21 protein-coding genes and 1 tRNA gene are annotated in these 17,718 nt (G+C 60.6%); 11 read left to right on the top strand and 11 right to left on the bottom strand.

Annotated features, from left to right (window positions below; genetic code table 11):
• Nucleotides 1–114 precede the first annotated feature (114 nt).
• The 6 genes from rbfA (at nt 115) to AMK02_RS00580 (ending at nt 6,392) form a co-directional block, all read left to right on the top strand.
• Nucleotides 115–519, top strand: a complete 405-nt coding sequence (rbfA, locus tag AMK02_RS00605) for a 30S ribosome-binding factor RbfA (protein WP_064800218.1) — start codon at nt 115–117, stop codon at nt 517–519.
• Nucleotides 520–531: 12 nt separating this feature from the next.
• Nucleotides 532–1,464, top strand: coding sequence for a tRNA pseudouridine(55) synthase TruB (truB, locus tag AMK02_RS00600; RefSeq protein ID WP_064800217.1), 933 nt, complete (start codon nt 532–534; stop codon nt 1,462–1,464).
• 79 nt (nt 1,465–1,543) lie between these two features.
• The gene (locus AMK02_RS00595) at nt 1,544–2,392 is read left to right on the top strand and encodes an alpha/beta fold hydrolase (protein ID WP_064800216.1); all 849 of its coding nucleotides are present in this window, start codon (nt 1,544–1,546) and stop codon (nt 2,390–2,392) included.
• Between the two features lie 149 nt (nt 2,393–2,541).
• Nucleotides 2,542–2,811, top strand: a complete 270-nt coding sequence (gene rpsO / locus AMK02_RS00590; protein ID WP_009997779.1) for a 30S ribosomal protein S15 — start codon at nt 2,542–2,544, stop codon at nt 2,809–2,811.
• Nucleotides 2,812–3,161: 350 nt separating this feature from the next.
• Nucleotides 3,162–5,300, top strand: a complete 2,139-nt coding sequence (pnp, locus tag AMK02_RS00585) for a polyribonucleotide nucleotidyltransferase (protein ID WP_011423507.1) — start codon at nt 3,162–3,164, stop codon at nt 5,298–5,300.
• Nucleotides 5,301–5,375: 75 nt separating this feature from the next.
• Nucleotides 5,376–6,392 (top strand): class I SAM-dependent methyltransferase, encoded by a 1,017-nt coding sequence (locus AMK02_RS00580; RefSeq protein WP_064800215.1) that lies wholly within the window; start codon nt 5,376–5,378, stop codon nt 6,390–6,392.
• 3 nt (nt 6,393–6,395) lie between these two features.
• Here AMK02_RS00580 and AMK02_RS00575 read toward each other — a convergent pair whose 3' ends face one another.
• The 5 genes from AMK02_RS00575 to fabA form a co-directional block, all read right to left on the bottom strand.
• On the bottom strand, nt 6,396–6,791 hold the full coding sequence (locus AMK02_RS00575; RefSeq protein WP_064800214.1) for a type II toxin-antitoxin system HicB family antitoxin: 396 nt from the start codon (nt 6,789–6,791) through the stop codon (nt 6,396–6,398).
• Nucleotides 6,792–6,797: 6 nt separating this feature from the next.
• Nucleotides 6,798–6,980, bottom strand: a complete 183-nt coding sequence (locus tag AMK02_RS00570) for a type II toxin-antitoxin system HicA family toxin (RefSeq protein WP_064800213.1) — start codon at nt 6,978–6,980, stop codon at nt 6,798–6,800.
• A 61-nt stretch (nt 6,981–7,041) separates the two neighbouring features.
• Nucleotides 7,042–7,848, bottom strand: coding sequence for an enoyl-ACP reductase FabI (gene fabI / locus AMK02_RS00565; protein WP_064800212.1), 807 nt, complete (start codon nt 7,846–7,848; stop codon nt 7,042–7,044).
• A gap of 4 nt (nt 7,849–7,852) precedes the next feature.
• The gene (fabB, locus tag AMK02_RS00560; RefSeq protein WP_064800211.1) at nt 7,853–9,085 is read right to left on the bottom strand and encodes a beta-ketoacyl-ACP synthase I; all 1,233 of its coding nucleotides are present in this window, start codon (nt 9,083–9,085) and stop codon (nt 7,853–7,855) included.
• 45 nt (nt 9,086–9,130) lie between these two features.
• Nucleotides 9,131–9,646 (bottom strand): 3-hydroxyacyl-[acyl-carrier-protein] dehydratase FabA, encoded by a 516-nt coding sequence (gene fabA, locus AMK02_RS00555; protein WP_020920068.1) that lies wholly within the window; start codon nt 9,644–9,646, stop codon nt 9,131–9,133.
• A 302-nt stretch (nt 9,647–9,948) separates the two neighbouring features.
• Between fabA and irrA the strand changes: the two genes are divergently transcribed.
• Nucleotides 9,949–10,368, top strand: coding sequence for an iron response transcriptional regulator IrrA (gene irrA, locus AMK02_RS00550; protein ID WP_064800210.1), 420 nt, complete (start codon nt 9,949–9,951; stop codon nt 10,366–10,368).
• 15 nt (nt 10,369–10,383) lie between these two features.
• Here irrA and AMK02_RS00545 read toward each other — a convergent pair whose 3' ends face one another.
• A complete protein-coding gene (locus AMK02_RS00545) occupies nt 10,384–11,019 on the bottom strand; it encodes a trimeric intracellular cation channel family protein (protein ID WP_064805816.1) in 636 nt (211 codons plus the stop codon).
• Nucleotides 11,020–11,196: 177 nt separating this feature from the next.
• Between AMK02_RS00545 and AMK02_RS00540 the strand changes: the two genes are divergently transcribed.
• Nucleotides 11,197–11,670 carry a hypothetical protein gene (locus AMK02_RS00540; protein WP_064800209.1) on the top strand — a complete coding sequence of 158 codons (474 nt, stop codon included), beginning with the start codon at nt 11,197–11,199 and terminating at the stop codon, nt 11,668–11,670.
• 2 nt (nt 11,671–11,672) lie between these two features.
• Here the strand turns inward: AMK02_RS00540 and AMK02_RS00535 are convergent, their stop codons facing one another.
• Both AMK02_RS00535 and AMK02_RS00530 read right to left on the bottom strand, forming a co-directional pair.
• The gene (locus AMK02_RS00535) at nt 11,673–12,461 is read right to left on the bottom strand and encodes a YdcF family protein (RefSeq protein WP_064800208.1); all 789 of its coding nucleotides are present in this window, start codon (nt 12,459–12,461) and stop codon (nt 11,673–11,675) included.
• Between the two features lie 67 nt (nt 12,462–12,528).
• The gene (locus AMK02_RS00530) at nt 12,529–13,251 is read right to left on the bottom strand and encodes a YoaK family protein (protein WP_064800207.1); all 723 of its coding nucleotides are present in this window, start codon (nt 13,249–13,251) and stop codon (nt 12,529–12,531) included.
• A gap of 236 nt (nt 13,252–13,487) precedes the next feature.
• Between AMK02_RS00530 and AMK02_RS00525 the strand changes: the two genes are divergently transcribed.
• Nucleotides 13,488–13,724 carry a DUF2798 domain-containing protein gene (locus tag AMK02_RS00525; protein WP_064800206.1) on the top strand — a complete coding sequence of 79 codons (237 nt, stop codon included), beginning with the start codon at nt 13,488–13,490 and terminating at the stop codon, nt 13,722–13,724.
• Between the two features lie 89 nt (nt 13,725–13,813).
• On the opposite strand, the gene AMK02_RS00520 is transcribed toward AMK02_RS00525, so the two are convergent.
• The 3 genes from AMK02_RS00520 to AMK02_RS00510 all read right to left on the bottom strand — a co-directional run bounded on the left by AMK02_RS00520 (nt 13,814) and on the right by AMK02_RS00510 (nt 14,801).
• Nucleotides 13,814–14,089, bottom strand: a complete 276-nt coding sequence (locus tag AMK02_RS00520; protein WP_064800205.1) for a GIY-YIG nuclease family protein — start codon at nt 14,087–14,089, stop codon at nt 13,814–13,816.
• Nucleotides 14,090–14,190: 101 nt separating this feature from the next.
• A tRNA-Ala gene (locus AMK02_RS00515) sits at nt 14,191–14,266 on the bottom strand.
• Between the two features lie 151 nt (nt 14,267–14,417).
• Nucleotides 14,418–14,801 carry a TIGR02300 family protein gene (locus AMK02_RS00510; RefSeq protein ID WP_038686030.1) on the bottom strand — a complete coding sequence of 128 codons (384 nt, stop codon included), beginning with the start codon at nt 14,799–14,801 and terminating at the stop codon, nt 14,418–14,420.
• A 378-nt stretch (nt 14,802–15,179) separates the two neighbouring features.
• Here AMK02_RS00510 and cmk point away from each other — a divergent pair, with 378 nt between their 5' ends.
• Nucleotides 15,180–15,827: a (d)CMP kinase gene (gene cmk, locus AMK02_RS00505; protein ID WP_064805815.1), complete on the top strand. Its 648-nt coding sequence runs from the start codon at nt 15,180–15,182 to the stop codon at nt 15,825–15,827.
• 175 nt (nt 15,828–16,002) lie between these two features.
• The gene (gene rpsA, locus AMK02_RS00500; RefSeq protein ID WP_064800204.1) at nt 16,003–17,706 is read left to right on the top strand and encodes a 30S ribosomal protein S1; all 1,704 of its coding nucleotides are present in this window, start codon (nt 16,003–16,005) and stop codon (nt 17,704–17,706) included.
• Nucleotides 17,707–17,718: the final 12 nt, after the last annotated feature.

The raw sequence follows: 17,718 nt of genomic DNA, 5'->3' as shown, positions 1-17,718 counted from the left end.
CTCTCCGGCGGGTGGCTTTTCTACATGCCGGCTTGACCTTTTCGGCCAAAAGAGTCATGGACGCTCTCCTTTGACGGGTTCGATTCCCAGCCGCATCGGCAAACAGAGATAACAATGACCAGACCAACATCCTCCGCGCCGTCGCAGCGCATGCTGCGCGTTGGCGAACAGGTCCGCGCCGCGATCACCCAGGTGCTGCAGCGCGGCGAAGTGCGCGACGACATCATCGAGTCGACCGTGATTTCAATTTCGGAAGTGCGCATGTCGCCGGACCTGAAGATCGCCACGGCTTACGTGACGCCGCTCGGCGTTTCCGACCACAGCATCGTCATCGAGGCTTTGAACCGCCACGCGAAGTTCATCCGCGGCCGCCTCGGACCGCAGCTTCGGCAGATGAAATATATGCCGGAAGTGCGCTTCCGCGACGATACCAGCTTCGACAATTACAAGAAAATCGACGAGCTCTTGCGCTCGCCCGAAGTGAGCCGCGACCTCGACGGCGATAGCGACGAAAAATAACAGAAGAGACTGATGTCCAAACCACGCAAACCCAAGGGCCGGCCGATTTCCGGCTGGCTGATTCTCGACAAGCCGGTGGATTTCGGCTCGACGGAAGCCGTTTCCAAGATCAAGTGGCTCTACAAGGCGCAGAAGGCCGGCCATGCCGGCACGCTCGATCCGCTGGCCTCCGGCATGCTGCCGATCGCGCTCGGCGATGCGACCAAGACCGTTCCCTATGTGATGGACGGCCGCAAGATCTATGAATTCACGGTGAGCTGGGGCGAGGAGCGCGCCACCGACGATCTCGAAGGCGAGGTCACTGAGAGTTCGGACGAGCGCCCGAGCGAACAGCACATCCGCGACATCCTGCCCAAATATATCGGCAGCATCAGCCAGGTGCCGCCGCAGTTTTCCGCCATCAAGATAGCGGGAGAACGCGCCTATGACCTGGCGCGCGATGGCGAAGCCGTGGAGATCCCCTCGCGCGAAGTGGAGATCTTCCGGCTGACCCTGCTTGCCTGCCCGGACGCCAATACCGCACATTTCGAAGTGGAATGCGGCAAGGGCACCTATGTCAGAGCGCTCGCCCGCGATTTCGGCCGTGAGCTCGGCTGCTATGGCCATATATCCGGGCTGCGGCGCACCTTCGTCGCGCCCTTTTCGGAAGAGGCCATGGTGCCGCTCGCAAACCTCGTGGCGCTGGAATCGATCGAGGATATTGATGAGCGGCTCGCCGCCCTTGATGCGCTCCTGATCGACACCTGCGAAGCATTGTCGGCCCTGCCCCATCTCGTCATCAACGACGACCAGGCGCACCGGCTGAAGATGGGCAATCCGATCCTGGTGCGCGGCCGCGATGCGCCGATTGCCGAAAGCGAAGCCTATGCGACGGCACGCGGCAGGCTGATCGCGATCGGCGAAATCGGCCAGGGCGAGTTTCGACCGAAGCGGGTTTTCGCCTGAGTCCGTACCACTGACGATTGTCAAGCGGTAGCGATGCGATATCCTTGCCCTTGGGCCATGGCGGCCCGAGGGGAAAACCATGCGTAGAATTGCGAAAGTCCTGACGTTCTTTTCGTTATTCCTGATCATTGCCGGCGCCCAAGCCACCGAACGATGGGCCGAGCTTCCCGCATTTCCTTCAATGCCGACGCCGAAGACCAGCGGCATGGCCGATGTGAACGACATCAAGATGTATTACGCCGAATATGGTGAAGGCGATCCGATCCTCTTCATCCATGGCGGTCTTGGAAATGCCAACGTCTGGGGGCATCAGGTGGCGGAGTTTGCCAGGGATCATCTGGTCATCGTCGCCGACAGCCGCGGTCACGGCCGGTCGACACGCAGCGGGCAGCCTTTCGGCTACGATCTGATGACCTCGGACTACGTTGCCCTTCTCCACTATCTGAAGATCGACAAGGTGACGCTCGTGGGGTGGTCGGACGGCGGCATCATCGGCATCGACATGGCGATGAACCATCCGGAAAAGCTGATCCGCGTCATTGCCCAGGCGGCCAACGTGACGACTGATGGCGTCAAGGACGACGCTCTGACCAACAAGACCTTCAAAGAATACATCAACGTCGCCGGCGACCAGTACAGGAAGCTTTCGCCGACGCCGAACGACTACGATACCGTCTACACGCAGATCTCCAAGATGTGGGCGACCCAGCCGACCTGGACAGCCGCCGATCTTGCGAAGATCTCGGTTCCGATCACGCTTGCGATCGGCGATCACGATGAAGCGGTCAAACTCGATCATACGGAGATGATGGCAAAGGAGATCCCGGACGCCAAACTCGTGATTCTTAGGGATGTGAGCCATTTCGCCATGCTGCAGGATGCTGAGGGTTATAACGGGATGATCCGGGATGCGATGGCGAGCCATTAAAGCCGCCAGAATACTCCCTCTTTCCATCGCTGCATATTTGGTTTATAGGCAGCGCCAGCGTCAGGTCCGCCTGCTCGCATTCACGGCCAAAGCTGGACGGCATCCCGGCTTTTGGCGACCTCTTCTCCTCTCATAGAAAGGAACATCCGATGTCGATCACTGCTGAGCGCAAGGCTGCGCTGATCAAGGAATATGCAACCGCCGAAGGCGATACCGGTTCTCCGGAAGTTCAGGTTGCGATCCTGACAGAACGCATCAACAACCTGACCGAACACTTCAAGGACCACAAGAAGGATAACCATTCCCGCCGTGGCCTGCTGACGATGGTTTCGAGCCGCCGCTCGCTTCTTGATTATCTCAAGAAGAAGGATGAAGGCCGCTATTCCAAGCTGATCAACAGCCTGGGTATCCGCCGCTAAAATTGTCCGGCGGGCGCTTTTAAGCGTCCGCCGGATCTGTTTCGGGACGAGGTTCCCGATGAAATGTTCCGCCCGCGCCCTATCTCAAGCGGTGGAACGACCGGCAGACCCGGATGGGCCGGTTCTGCCAAACCAACCGCTGACCTGTCATGGGGCAGGATTGCCGGATGCTTTCGGCCGGAGCTTCTCGAAGCTTTGGCCCGATTTCCCCGAGGACAAGGGTTCCCGAGGAAGCTGAGACGAAAAGCCTCCCGTTGTCTTGCCCGTGATACGTCGCATTGATTGCGGTCGACTGTGCGCTGCGCCCTGATATCGGCGATGGCGCGTGCTCCCGCATTGAAGGACAAGATATGTTTGATACACACACAGTGGAAATCGAGTGGGCCGGCCGCCCGCTGAAGCTCGAAACCGGCAAGATCGCCCGTCAGGCCGACGGCGCGGTTCTCGCCACCTACGGTGAGACCGTCGTTCTTGCCACTGTCGTTTCGGCGAAGGCGCCGAAGCCCGGCCAGGACTTCTTTCCGCTCACCGTCAACTACCAGGAAAAGACCTACGCAGCCGGCAAGATCCCCGGCGGCTATTTCAAGCGCGAAGGCCGTCCGAGCGAGAACGAAACGCTCGTCTCCCGCCTGATCGACCGCCCGATCCGCCCGCTCTTCCCGGAAGGCTACAAGAACGACACGCAGGTCGTCGTCACCGTCGTCCAGCACGACCTTGAAAACAATCCCGACATCCTGTCCATGATCGCCTCTTCGGCGGCGCTGACGCTTTCCGGCGTTCCCTTCATGGGCCCGGTCGGCGGCGCACGCGTCGGCTACATCAATGGCGAATATGTTCTCAACCCGCATCTCGACGAGATGGATGAGTCGAGCCTCGACCTCGTCGTCGCCGGCACCTACGACGCCGTGCTGATGGTCGAGTCCGAAGCCAAGGAACTGCCCGAAGACGTCATGCTCGGCGCCGTCATGTTCGGCCACAAGGGCTTCCAGCCGGTTCTCGACGCGATCATCAAGCTCGCCGAAGTCGCTGCCAAGGAGCCCCGCGACTTCCAGCCGGAAGACTATTCCGAGCTCGAAGGCGAGATGCTGAAGCATTTCGAGGCCGAACTCCGCGAAGCTTACAAGATCACCCAGAAGGCCGACCGCTACGCCGCGGTCGACGCCGTCAAGGCAAAGGTCAAGGCGCATTTCCTCCCCGAGGAAGGCGAAGCCAAGTATACGGCCGAAGAAGTCGGCGCGATCTTCAAGCACCTGCAGGCCAAGATCGTCCGCTGGAACATCCTCGACACCAAGAGCCGCATCGACGGCCGCGACCTTGAAACCGTTCGTCCGATCGTTTCGGAAGTCGGCCTTCTGCCGCGCACGCACGGTTCGGCGCTCTTCACGCGCGGCGAAACGCAGGCGATCGTGGTGGCCACGCTCGGCACCGGCGAAGACGAGCAGTATGTCGACAGCCTGACCGGCATGTACAAGGAGCGCTTCCTGCTCCATTACAACTTCCCCCCCTTCTCGGTTGGTGAGACCGGCCGCATGGGTTCCCCAGGTCGCCGCGAGATCGGTCACGGCAAGCTCGCATGGCGTGCGATCCGTCCGATGCTGCCGTCGGCGGAGCAGTTCCCCTACACGTTGCGCGTCGTTTCAGAGATCACCGAATCCAACGGCTCGTCCTCGATGGCAACCGTCTGCGGCACGTCGCTGGCGCTGATGGATGCAGGTGTCCCGCTCGCGAAGCCGGTTGCCGGCATCGCCATGGGCCTGATCCTCGAAGGCGATCGCTTCGCCGTCCTCTCCGACATTCTCGGTGACGAAGACCACCTCGGCGACATGGACTTCAAGGTTGCTGGTACGGCCGATGGCATCACTTCGCTGCAGATGGACATCAAGATCGCCGGCATCACCGAAGAGATCATGAAGGTTGCTCTCGGCCAGGCCAAGGGCGGTCGCGCCCATATCCTCGGTGAAATGGCCAAGGCGATCACCGAAAGCCGCGGCCAGCTCGGCGAATTCGCTCCGCGCATCGAAGTGATGAACATCCCGGTCGACAAGATCCGCGAAGTCATCGGCTCCGGCGGCAAGGTCATCCGCGAAATCGTCGAGAAGACCGGCGCGAAGATCAACATCGAGGACGACGGCACCGTTAAGATCGCCTCCTCTTCCGGCAAGGAAATCGAAGCGGCCCGCAAGTGGATCCATTCGATCGTCGCCGAGCCTGAAATCGGCCAGATCTACGAAGGCACTGTCGTCAAGACCGCCGACTTCGGCGCCTTCGTCAATTTCTTCGGCGCCCGCGACGGCCTCGTCCACATCTCGCAGCTCGCTTCCGAGCGCGTCGCCAAGACGACCGACGTCGTCAAGGAAGGCGACAAGGTTTGGGTCAAGCTGCTCGGCTTCGACGAACGCGGCAAGGTTCGCCTGTCGATGAAGGTCGTCGATCAGGCCACCGGCCAGGAGATCCCGAACGAGAAGAAGAAGGAAGAAGCGGCCGAATAAGCCGCCTCTGCCGACTTTAATTCCGGGCGCGGGAATCTTCCGCGCCCTTTTTCTATTCTAAATGAGACGAGACCGATGAGCCGCGAAACGCTGAAGACCCTGTTCCATCCCTTTGCGAGCGGCACGATCCAGCCGCCCGGCGAGGCCGAGCGTGTGCTCTTTCTCGGCGCCGAGGCCGGTTTTGCGCTGCCGGAAGGTTTTACCGCCTCGCTCAGCGCCGTCCAGGGCTTCCGACCGCTCTACCGCCAGCTGCTGGCGCAGCGAATCGAAGCCACACCTGAGATCGACGGCGAGGACTATGACGCAGCACTCGTGCTCTGCACCAAGCACAAGGGCGAGAACGAAGCCAACCTCGCCGCCGCAATCGCCCGCACGCGGGCCGGCGGCCTGATCGTGGTCGCCGGCGCCAAGGAGGACGGCATCCAGCCCTTGCGCAAGCGTATGGAAGGTTTCGGCCTCGCCATCGACCATATGCCGAAATATCACGGCGTCGCCTTCTGGTTCGGCCGGCCGGCCGATGCCGGCGACATCATCTCGAAACTGGCGAAGGCACCGGTGCGCGTCGACGGTCGATTCCATGCGACAGCCGGCATGTTCTCGCATGACCGGATCGATGCCGGATCGGAACTGCTCGCTACGCGTCTGCCGCAGGATTTTACCGGAGATGTCGCCGACTTCGGCGCCGGATGGGGTTATCTCTCGGTCGAGATGGCGCAGAGATCGCGTGGACTGGCCCGCCTTGACCTCTATGAGGCCAATCATGCGGCCCTGGAGGCCGCGCGGGATAACCTGGCGGAGAACTGCCCGAACGCGCCGGTGCGCTTCTTCTGGCACGATCTGGCGGGCGAGCCGGTCAAGGACAAATACGACCTCGTCATCATGAACCCGCCCTTCCACGAGGGCCATGCGGCCGAGCCATCGCTCGGCCAGGCGATGATCAAGACCGCCGTCTCCGCCCTTCGCGGCGGCGGCCGGTTGATGCTGGTCGCCAATCGGGGCCTGCCTTACGAGCCGGTTCTGGCGGCGAACTTCAGGGAAAGCGGCGAAACCTGCCGCAATGCACGTTTCAAGGTGCTGTGGGCGAAGAAATAAGGCTCAAGCGGCCTCGATCTCCTTGCGGGCAGCGCTTGCAAGGAAAGCCGAACGGGTAAGGCCGCGCTCCTTTGCGGCCTTATCGATCGCGTCAAGCATGCCTTTGTCGAAAGTGACATTGGCTCTAACGGTGCGCGTCGTATCTTCGATAAAGGGAACCCGCGTCAGAAAAGCGCCTGCAGCCAGCTGCTCGCGGATATCCGGTCTCGAACTGATCTCGTCGTAGGAGGACGGTACCGGCAAGGTTTCATCCTCCGCCCAGAGACGAAGTGCGTCGATGGCGTTTGCGGTAAGATCCTCTTCCTCACCTGCCGCGGAGAATACCGACGGCAGATCCGGAAAGCTGACGCCGAAGGCGCTATTCTTGTCCTTATGTACGAGCGCAATGAAATATTTTATGGTGCCTCACTCATTCCAGCCGGCCTGCTTCGCAATCGCAAGCGCAGTGCCGATCGGCAGATCCTTCCTGGGATGCGAAACGATAACGGTCTGATTGCCTCTTCGAAGCTTGTGGTGCGAGCCCTTGATTGAAACCACTTCGAAGCCCTCCCGCTTCAGCCTGGCGATAATCTTCTGGTTCGTCCGGATAAAACAGCAAGGCCATGCGCATTAAAATGCGCATGGTCGTATGACATTACCGGAAGTGGCCTTATTCCACGTCTGCGTTGCGCAGGGTGTCCAGCGTCGGCATCGAGGTGATGTTGAAGCCGGCATCGACGAAATGGATTTCGCCGGTGACGCCGGCGGAGAGGTCGGAGAGCAGATAGAGCGCCGAACTGCCGACCTGATCGATGGTCACGGTCTTGCGCAATGGCGCATTGCGCTGGTTCCAGGAGAGGATTGCGCGCGCGTCCGAAATGCCGGCGCCGGCAAGCGTGCGGATCGGGCCGGCGGAAATGCCGTTGACGCGGATGCCGCGCGGGCCGTAATCGGCGGCGAGATAACGCACCGAAGCCTCGAGCGCCGCCTTGGCGACACCCATGACATTGTAATTCGGAATGACGCGCGTCGAGCCGTTATAGGTCAGTGTCAGCATCGCGCCACTGCCTTCCATCAGCGGTGCGCAGCGCTTGGCGATCTCGGTGAAGGAGAAGCAGGAGATGACCATGGTGCGGCTGAAATTCTCCCGCGTCGTATCGGCGTAGAGGCCCTTCAGCTCGTTCTTGTCGGAGAAGCCGATGGCATGGACGATAAAATCGAGCTTGCCCCAGCGCTCGCCGAGCGAGTCGACTACAGCGTCGACCGAGGCGATGTCCTCGACGTCGCAGGGGAGCACGAAATCCGAGCCGACTTCGGCGGCAAGCGGCTTGACGCGCTTGCCGAGCGCATCGCCCTGATAGGTGAAGGCGAGGTCCGCACCCTGTGCGGCGAGGGCCTTCGAAATTCCCCAGGCGATCGAGTGGTTGTTGGCGACGCCCATAACGAGGCCGCGCTTACCCTGCATGATTCCAGTCATGTTGTTATCCGTTATGGCGCTGGAAGACGAGCGTGGCGTTCGTCCCGCCGAAGCCGAAGGAATTGGAGAGAGCGATATCGATCTTCGCATTGTCGATTCGCTTGCGCACGATCGGCACGCCTTCGAATTCGGGATCGAGCTCGGCGATATGGGCGCTTTCGCCGATGAAACCTTGCTGCATCATCAGCAGGGAATAGATCGATTCCTGCACGCCGGCTGCACCGAGCGAATGGCCGGTCAGCGACTTGGTCGACTGGATATGCGGGATCTTGGTGCCGAACACCTCGCGGATGGCGCCGATTTCCTTGCTGTCGCCGACCGGCGTCGACGTGCCGTGAGTGTTGATATAGTCGACATCGCCTTTGACGGTGGAAAGCGCCTGGCGCATGCAGCGGATAGCGCCCTCGCCCGAGGGAGCGACCATGTCGTAACCATCAGAGGTGGCGCCGTAGCCGACGATTTCGGCGTAGATTTTGGCGCCGCGAGCCTTGGCGCGCTCCAGCTCCTCCAGCACCAGCACGCCGGCGCCGCCGGCGATGACGAAGCCGTCGCGGTTGACGTCATAGGCGCGCGAGGCGGTATCGGGCGTGTCGTTGTACTTGGAGGACATGGCGCCCATGGCGTCGAAGAGATTGGACATCGTCCAGTCGAGATCTTCGTGGCCGCCGGCAAACATCATGTCCTGCTTGCCCCACTGGATCATTTCAGCGGCGTTGCCGATGCAATGGGCAGAGGTCGAGCAGGCCGACGAGATCGAATAATTGACGCCGTGGATCTTGAACCAGGTGGCGAGTGTGGCCGACGCGGTGGAGGACATCGCCTTCGGCACGGCGAAGGGACCAATGCGCTTCGGGCTATTGTTCTTGACGGTGATCTCGGCCGCCTCGATGAGCGTGCGGGTTGACGGTCCGCCGGATCCCATGATGATGCCGGCGCGTTCGTTCTGGGCGTAGTCCTTCTCTTCCAGACCGGAATCGGCGATCGCCTGCTTCATGGCGACATGGTTCCAGGCGCCGCCCTGCGACAGGAAGCGCATGGCGCGGCGATCGACCAGTTCCCCAAGCTCCGTCTGGCCGAGCTTGGGGCTGCCCCAGACCTGGCACTTGAAGCCGTGTTCGGCGAAATCGTTGGAAAAGGAGATACCCGACTTTGCCTGGCGCAAGGATTCGGTGACTTCGGCCGCATCGCTTCCGATCGAGGAAACGATACCCAGACCCGTGACAACTACCCGTCTCATCTGATCAAACCTTTGTTGTTTTCGTCAGCCGCTCGAAATGCGGTTTCAGGCGGTCTTGTCTTTCGATAGACCGACGCGAAGGTCGGACGCCTGGTATATGGTCTCGCCATCCGCCTTCAGCCAGCCGTCGGCCGTGCCGAGCACAAGGCGACCGCGCATGACGCGCTTGAAGTCGATGCCGTATTCGATCAGCTTCGTATGCGGCCGGACCATGCCCTTGAATTTCACTTCGCCGGTTGAAAGCGCCATGCCCCGACCTTCCTCGCCGAGCCAGCCCAGGAAGAAACCGGTCAGCTGCCACATGCCGTCGAGGCCGAGGCAGCCCGGCATGATCGGATTGCCTTCGAAATGGCAGGGAAAGTACCAGTCGTCGGGGCGCACGTCGTATTCGGCCCTGAGATAGCCCTTGTCGAAGGCGCCGCCCGTTTCGGAAATGTCGGTGATGCGGTGAACCATCAGCATGGGCGGCAGCGGCAGCTGCGCATTGCCGGGTCCGAACAGCTCGCCATGGGCGCAAGCGATGAGTTCTTCATACGAGAAGCTGGACTGTCTGGTGGTCATAAAATTTCTTTTTCCCCCCCGCGTGAAGCCGATGGATGTGAACGTGTAGTCCAAGTTCTTCAGAAAATGAAGCACAAGCAAGGCAGCTTCATTCATCGGCTTGGACCAGGCTTACGCCATTATTTGGTGGTCGCATACAGGAAGGCCAGAGCTGCGACCAGACCTATTTGCATCAAAAGCCCGTTTTTGCCGCGTTTATCAGGCTCTTGTCCCCACTGAACTATTGAAAGGCTCCGATGCAAAAGTTATACCGCTTGAAGAAACATGATTGCTTTATGCAGGAATAATCGGAGTTCGTGTTGATGACGGGTGCACTCCCGATCGCAATAGAGGTAAGGCTGCGCGGCGCGGGCCTGCGCCCTACACGCCAGCGCGTCGCGCTCGGCGACCTCCTGTTTGCCAAGGGCGACCGGCACTTGACCGTCGAGGAACTGCATGAGGAGGCGGTTGCCGCCGGCGTGCCGGTTTCGCTGGCGACCGTCTACAACACGCTGCACCAGTTCACCGAAGCCGGTCTCATCCGCGTTCTCGCCGTCGAGAGCGCCAAGACCTATTTCGACACCAATGTTTCCGACCACCACCATTTCTTCATCGAAGGCCACAACAAGGTGCTCGACATTCCCGTCAGCAACCTGACGATCGGCAATCTGCCGGAGCCGCCCGAAGGCATGGAGATCGCCCATGTCGACGTGGTGATCCGGCTGCGGGCCAAGCAGGGCTGACGGCGCCCAAAAGGCTCACATCACATCGTCGGGATGCCGCCCGGGTTTGTGCTTGTAGATCGGGAAGGTCCAGCCGAACCACAGCGCGCCGCCGCGAACGGCAAAGGCCGCCACAACGCCGCAGCCCGAGGCGAGATAGAGCGGCATTCCCAGCGCATTGGCGAGCGTAAACACGCCGGCGCCGATCAGCGCCGCCGTCACATAGATTTCCGGCCGCAACAGCACCGAAGGCTCGTTTGCCATCAGATCGCGCAGGATGCCGCCGAAGGTCGCCGTCAATGTGCCGGTGACGATCGCGATGGTCGGCGAGCCGGTGGCGGCAAGTCCCTTGGCGGCACCGAGAACGCAATAGGCGGCAAGGCCGATCGCATCCAGCCAGATCAGCAGGCGATAGCGCGATTCCAGCAGATGGGCGGTGAAGAAGACGATGACGCCCATGATGCAGCAGACGAGGATATAAGCGGGGTTCAGCACCCAGAAGACCGGCACGCGGCCGAGCACGATGTCACGCACGGTGCCGCCGCCGGTTCCCGTCACCATGGCGAAAAACAGAAAGCCGATCAGATCGAGCTGCTTGCGCGAGGCGGCGAGCGCGCCTGTCGCGGCAAACAGCGCAATGCCGGCATAATCGAGATAGACGAGCAAGGACATGCGGACCCCGGAACCGGCGAACAGTTTCCGGAAAGAACCATGGCGGCAAGGGCGGCGCAAGGCGGCGCGGCCATAAAGCATCGGTCTTTATTCGATGCATGTTGTTATCCCAAACCGCCGCACAGGTTCGGGCAACATGCATAGGCTTCAGAGCCTTTGTCCAAAAGAGGAAAGCCCGTGAAAACGCTGGTGCTCGCCGTTCTCAATATCGTCCTGCTGCTCGCCATGCCGGTTGGCGCGCTTGCCCAGCAATCGCTGATCTCCGACCCCGAGATCTACGAGAAGAAGCATTTCCAGGAACAGTGCAAGGCGGCCGAATTTGCCGACGGGTTCGTTATCAGGCAGGACATCAACAATGACGGGCTGATCGACGCCGTGGTCAATGAGGGCCAACTGACCTGCGACGGGCAGAAGGGGCCGCAATGCAACGACGACGGCTGCACCTATAATTTCTATCTGCAGGTTGCCGAAGGCGGTTATTTCATGATCGCGACGGCGCAGATCTATGGCTACGACTTTGTCCAGCGCTTCGGCAACATGGTGCTGGCGATGAAGATGCATCCGCGTTTCTGCGACCGCACCGAAGGCGATCCCTGCATCGTGACCGCGCGTGTGCGCGGCGCGAAATTCGTCACCATCTCGAAGAAATAGGCTTAACGCGGATAGAGCTCCGACGTCCGGCCGGCGAGATAGTAGCCGATGAGGCCGTACCATTCGCGGATCGCCGTCGCCATATTCTGGGCATTGAGGTTCGGCTGAGTGAAATCTAAGGTCAGCCGAACCTGCCCGTCGGTACGATAGTCGGTCGGCCAGGGCACGATGTCGATGCCGAGCTTGCGGAAGATGCCGACGGAACGCGGCATATGGAAGCCCGAGGTGATCAGCAGGCAATGGGAAAGGCCCTGGCCTGCGAGGAATTCCCTGGTGTTGACGGCATTTTCGAAGGTCGTGCGCGATTGCCGCTCCTCGATCAGGCGATCCCTGCCGATGCCGAACAGTGGAAAGAAACGCTCGGATGCCGCCGCATCGCCTTCGTAAATGCCCGAAATGGAGCCGTCGCCGCCCGACACGAGAATGCGCGACTGCGGAAATTTCTGCGCGAGCCGCAAGGCTTCGACGAAGCGGTCGGCGCCGGCGTTGAATTCGATGCCGTGGCGGGCCGTGTTCACCTCGTTTTCGAAGGCGCCGCCGAGCACGATCATGCATTGCAGGCTCTGCGGATCGGCGACGGGTTTTGGAAACCGCTGCTCGAGGCCCTGCATCATGAGGTTGCCGGCGGTGGTGTAGAGCGTGACGAAGAGGATGAGCGCGCTAGCCGTTGCAGCAAGAATACTTAAGGCACGCCAGCGCAGCAGCTCGGCGATGAGGGCGAAGAAGACGAGCAGGAATGCCAGCGACAGCGGCTGGGCAAAAATCCAGACGAGCTTCGAAATCAGGAACACGATCTACTCCTTGAGGACGGACAGCGATCTTCCTATCCGATTCGAGGGTAACAGGAATGCGACGCTTCTATTTGCCGCGCACTGCGGCCGAGCGGTGCGAAGCAAGCTTCTGGTTGAAGCGCCGCTGAAGCGGCCGGGGAATGAACATGGCGACAAGCGCCAGCGCCATGGCAAAGATGGAGACCAGCCACAAGGCATGGGCACCGGTCAACCGCGTCAGGACCGCACCGGCGATCGCGCCGAGCACCATGCCGCCCCAGGGCACGATCTGGATCGTCCATTCGACACGGCGATCGCCGATGATCCAGCGGCCGATGCCGCGGCCGAAGCGCGACAGGGCGCCGGTGACATAGGTCAGCCCGATCGGCAGGCCTTCGATATGCTCGACAGCGGCGTTCACCATGCCCATGGAAAAGACGATCAGGTAGAAGCTCGCGAGCATCATGCTCTGCCATGTCGTCATCGATGCGAGCGCCAGGACGAGGCCGACGCAGCCGAGCACGACGAATATTCGGCGCTCGGAGACATGGGCGATGACGATGCCGGCCGCATTGCCGAGCACAAAAACGACAATGGCGGAGATCAGCACCGCCGCGTGAAAGAGATTGCCCTCACTCAAGGCGAGCGCCGCCCGCGTCGTATTGCCGGTCATAAAGGAGACGAAATCGCCGGTCAGCAGCAGCCCGGTCGCATCGGTCATGCCGGCAAGAAACGAAATCGAGGCGACGAGGGCGATCCCGGTGACGGTTCGTCGTGTACGGATGATGCGGCGGCGTCTTGCTCTGGTCATTGCGGGTCCTGAAGCCGAATCGCTGAGTTTCCGGAAGAAGGATAAATCCTCTTCATTGAGGAATTGGCAAAGAGGGATTGAAAGTGGTTGGGCGGGACTTGAGCAGAGCGATATTTTCCGCCATAAAACGGCGTCGCTTCAGACCGAAGCTCCGTAAGCGTTTACGTCAATCAACGCGCAACCCGCCGATCGGCGCTGCGCTGTTTGTTCTGATCGACATCTTACGGAGACAAAAAATGCCCAAAGGCAAACTCCCGAAACGCTATAATGCCATCGTCATGCCGCTCATGCTGTCGCTGCTGATGACCTCAGTCGTCTCGGCGATCAGCATCCTCAGAGCACAAGGCCTGACCGCAGCCGCCCTTGCCATGTGGCCGTCCGCATGGGCGCTCTCCTGGGCGATCGCCTTTCCCGTGCTGCTGTTGGTGCTTCCAGTGGTGAGGCGGGTGACGGCGGCCATTGTCGAGACTTAAGCGAGGCGCCGGTGGGCTGTGGGGGCGGCCTACCGGTGTTGAGGGGAGGGCTAGAGTCGTTTCTTTGCAAATGCCTCGCGCATATCAATTCAGGTTATCGAGGCGACTGAAACCAGATTCGGTTGGATCAATCTCTTGCTGGCAAACGCCCTGCCGGAATGCGATTTCAGGTAGGTTTCGAATTCAAGCGCTTTGTACTTTTCGGGAAAGGCGCAATACCAGAGCAAATTCCAAGGCGCGAATTTGGCGGTGTGGGCGGATTTTCCAGCATTGTGAGCCGTAAGGCGCTGTTTCAGGTCTGCAGTAGACCCGGTGTATTCCTGATCGGGAAAATCGATGCTGCGGAGAATATAGACGTACCACATCAGCGTTTCAGCCCGTCGTCGCCCTTCGGGCTATGCCGGGCACTGCTTCGGCCTAACGGTTTCTCGCGGCTGCGCCACGCGAAGCCCGTAAGGGCGAAGCGTGGTGGAGCTAAGCGGGATCGAACCGCTGACCTCTTGCATGCCATGCAAGCGCTCTCCCAGCTGAGCTATAGCCCCATCAAGATGGTCCGGCTCAGGGCCGGTCCTGGGATGCTCCGAAGGCGAGTGCCCTGCGGAGTGGCGGCTTATTACTTCCGGTTTTCGGAGATAGCAAGCCTAAAAAATTCGGCCCGGAGAATTTTTTCCTCGCCGGGCCGGAATGCAGCCGTCAGACTTCGTCTTCGTCGCCGGTTACGCCGATGATGTCGCTCATGTCGTCATCGTCGTCGTCTTCGTCGGGCGTGAGGAAGGTGTCGTCATCGTCGTCGCCTTCGATTTCGACGTCGTCGTCGCCCATATCGGGGATGTCGTCGCCGCCGGCGGCGTCATCGGCATCCTCGAGCGAAACCAGTTCGACTTCGGTGTTTTCCGTATCGACTTCCGCAACCTCGTCTTCCTCGGCAACATCAGCGATCGCCGAGGTTTCCTCGAAGAAGGACAGGGGATAGGACTTGCCGGTATAAGGGGAAACGATCGGATCCCGGTTCAGATCATAAAACTTCTTGCCGGTTTCCGGATCGGTGCGCTTGGTTCCAAGTTCCGCTTTCGCCACTATAAGCCTCGTGAGAATGGCCGAATCCGCGATTCGGCAAAATGCCGTGCAAGCCGGCGTTCCATCGGAATTTATAAGCCGGTCCCCTTAATCGCTGTGGCTTCCCATGTCAAAGCCAAACTTTATCATCTCCGTGCGGCCGTTTTCGCCGGCTGGCGGGTGACCGCTGACGGCGTTTGTGGTAACGAGCCGCGGCAGGAGAAAAAGCGGGCGAAGGCAGCAGCCGGCCAAACCGAAGCTTCGGAAGAAATACTCTGCAGTTACAGGGGATTACGCGATATGCACGGCTCTGCGCCGCAGTCCGCCGTCAACTTCGAGATCTTCCGGCGCATTTCGGCAACACGGGCTCCTTCACCCATCATCGCAGGATTGATCCCCATGGCAACCAAGGCTTTCACCATCGCCATCGACGGCCCGGCGGCGGCCGGCAAGGGGACGCTCTCGCGTCTTATCGCTGAACGATACGGCTTTCACCATCTCGACACGGGGCTCACCTACCGCGCCACGGCCAAGGCGCTGCTCGACGCCGGCCTGCCGCTCGACGACGAGGCGGTGGCGGAAAAGATCGCGCGGGAGGTTGAACTTGCCGGATTGGATCGCGATATACTTTCCCGACACGAAATCGGCGAAGCCGCCTCGAAAATCGCCGTCATGCCGGCGGTGCGCCGGGCCCTGGTCGAGGCGCAGCGTCGGTTTGCGGCAAAGACGCCGGGCACGGTGCTCGACGGACGCGATATCGGCACGGTCGTATGCCCGGATGCGCCGGTGAAGCTCTATGTGACGGCGTCGCCGGAGGTGCGGGCCAGACGCCGTTACGACGAGATCCTCGGCAAGGGGGCGACGGCGGATTTCGATGCGATTTTCGAGGACGTCAAGCGGCGCGACGAACGCGACATGGGACGGGCCGACAGCCCTTTGAAACCAGCCGATGATGCACACTTGCTTGATACGTCGGAAATGAGTATAGAGGCCGCGTTTCAAGCTGCTCAATCGATCATCGATGCGGCCTTGAACCGAAATGCCTAAATTCAAGCGATTTTGCATGCTCAGACGCATGGATCGCTTTAATGCAGCCTGAAATTCCGTCCAAGCGCCGGATTGCCTTCGTGAAAGAAGGCGGACTGGGTTCAGGCCCATTCAACACGAACCAACCGGCGCATACGTGGGCCTTGAAGCTATCGTAGGCCACGCAGGAGATTTTATGTCAGTAGCAACTCCCTCTCGCGAGGATTTCGCGGCCCTTCTCGAAGAGTCCTTTGCCAAGAACGATCTGGCTGAAGGCTATGTCACCAAGGGTATCGTCACGGGCATCGAAAAGGATGTCGCCGTTGTCGACGTCGGCCTCAAGGTCGAAGGCCGCATTGCGCTCAAGGAATTCGGCGCACGCGCCAAGGACGGTTCGCTGAAGGTCGGCGACGAAGTCGAAGTCTATGTCGAGCGCATCGAAAACGCGCTTGGTGAAGCCGTTCTGTCGCGCGAGAAGGCTCGCCGCGAAGAAAGCTGGATCAAGCTCGAAGCCAAGTTCGAAGCCGGCGAGCGCGTCGAAGGCGTGATCTTCAACCAGGTCAAGGGCGGCTTCACGGTCGACCTCGACGGTGCGATCGCCTTCCTGCCGCGTTCGCAGGTCGATATCCGCCCGATCCGCGACGTAACGCCGCTGATGCACAACCCGCAGCCCTTCGAAATCCTCAAGATGGACAAGCGCCGCGGCAACATCGTGGTATCCCGCCGTACGGTTCTGGAAGAGTCCCGTGCCGAGCAGCGTTCTGAAATCGTTCAGAACCTCGAAGAAGGCCAGGTTGTTGACGGCGTCGTCAAGAACATCACCGATTACGGTGCGTTCGTCGACCTCGGCGGCATCGACGGCCTGCTGCATGTCACCGACATGGCATGGCGCCGTGTGAACCATCCGTCGGAAATCCTGAACATCGGCCAGCAGGTCAAGGTTCAGATCATCCGCATCAACCAGGAAACCCACCGCATCTCGCTCGGCATGAAGCAGCTCGAGTCCGATCCGTGGGATGGCATCCAGGCCAAGTATCCGGAAGGCAAGAAGATTTCCGGTACCGTCACCAACATCACCGACTACGGTGCATTCGTCGAGCTGGAGCCGGGCATCGAAGGCCTGATCCACATCTCGGAAATGTCCTGGACCAAGAAGAACGTTCACCCCGGCAAGATCCTGTCCACGAGCCAGGAAGTCGAAGTCGTCGTTCTCGAAGTCGATCCGTCCAAGCGCCGTATCTCGCTCGGCCTCAAGCAGACGCTGGAAAACCCGTGGGCAGCATTCGCCCGCAGCCATCCGGCCGGCACTGAAGTCGAAGGCGAAGTCAAGAACAAGACCGAATTCGGCCTGTTCATCGGCCTCGACGGCGATGTCGACGGCATGGTGCACCTCTCCGACCTCGACTGGAACCGTCCGGGCGAACAGGTCATCGAGGAGTACAACAAGGGTGACGTCGTCAAGGCCGTCGTTCTCGACGTCGATGTCGAGAAGGAACGCATCTCGCTCGGCATCAAGCAGCTCGGCAAGGATGCTGTCGGCGAAGCCGCTGCCTCCGGCGACCTGCGCAAGAACGCCGTTGTTTCCTGCGAAGTCATCGCCATCAACGATGGCGGTATCGAAGTGAAGCTCGTCAACCACGAGGACATCACTTCCTTCATCCGTCGCGCCGATCTCGCCCGCGACCGCGACGAGCAGCGTCCTGAGCGCTTCTCGGTCGGCCAGGTCGTCGACGCCCGCGTCACCAACTTCTCCAAGAAGGACCGCAAGATCATGCTGTCCATCAAGGCTCTGGAGATTGCGGAAGAGAAGGAAGCCGTCGCTCAGTTCGGTTCGTCCGACTCGGGCGCTTCGCTCGGCGACATCCTGGGCGCAGCCCTGAAGAACCGCGGCGGCGAATAAGCCTCGCATCCG

The organism is Rhizobium sp. N731 (assembly GCF_001664145.1).
Classification (GTDB): domain Bacteria; phylum Pseudomonadota; class Alphaproteobacteria; order Rhizobiales; family Rhizobiaceae; genus Rhizobium; species Rhizobium esperanzae.
Note: the sequence above shows the minus strand (reverse complement) of the source record. Positions and strands in the feature narration are given on the sequence as shown.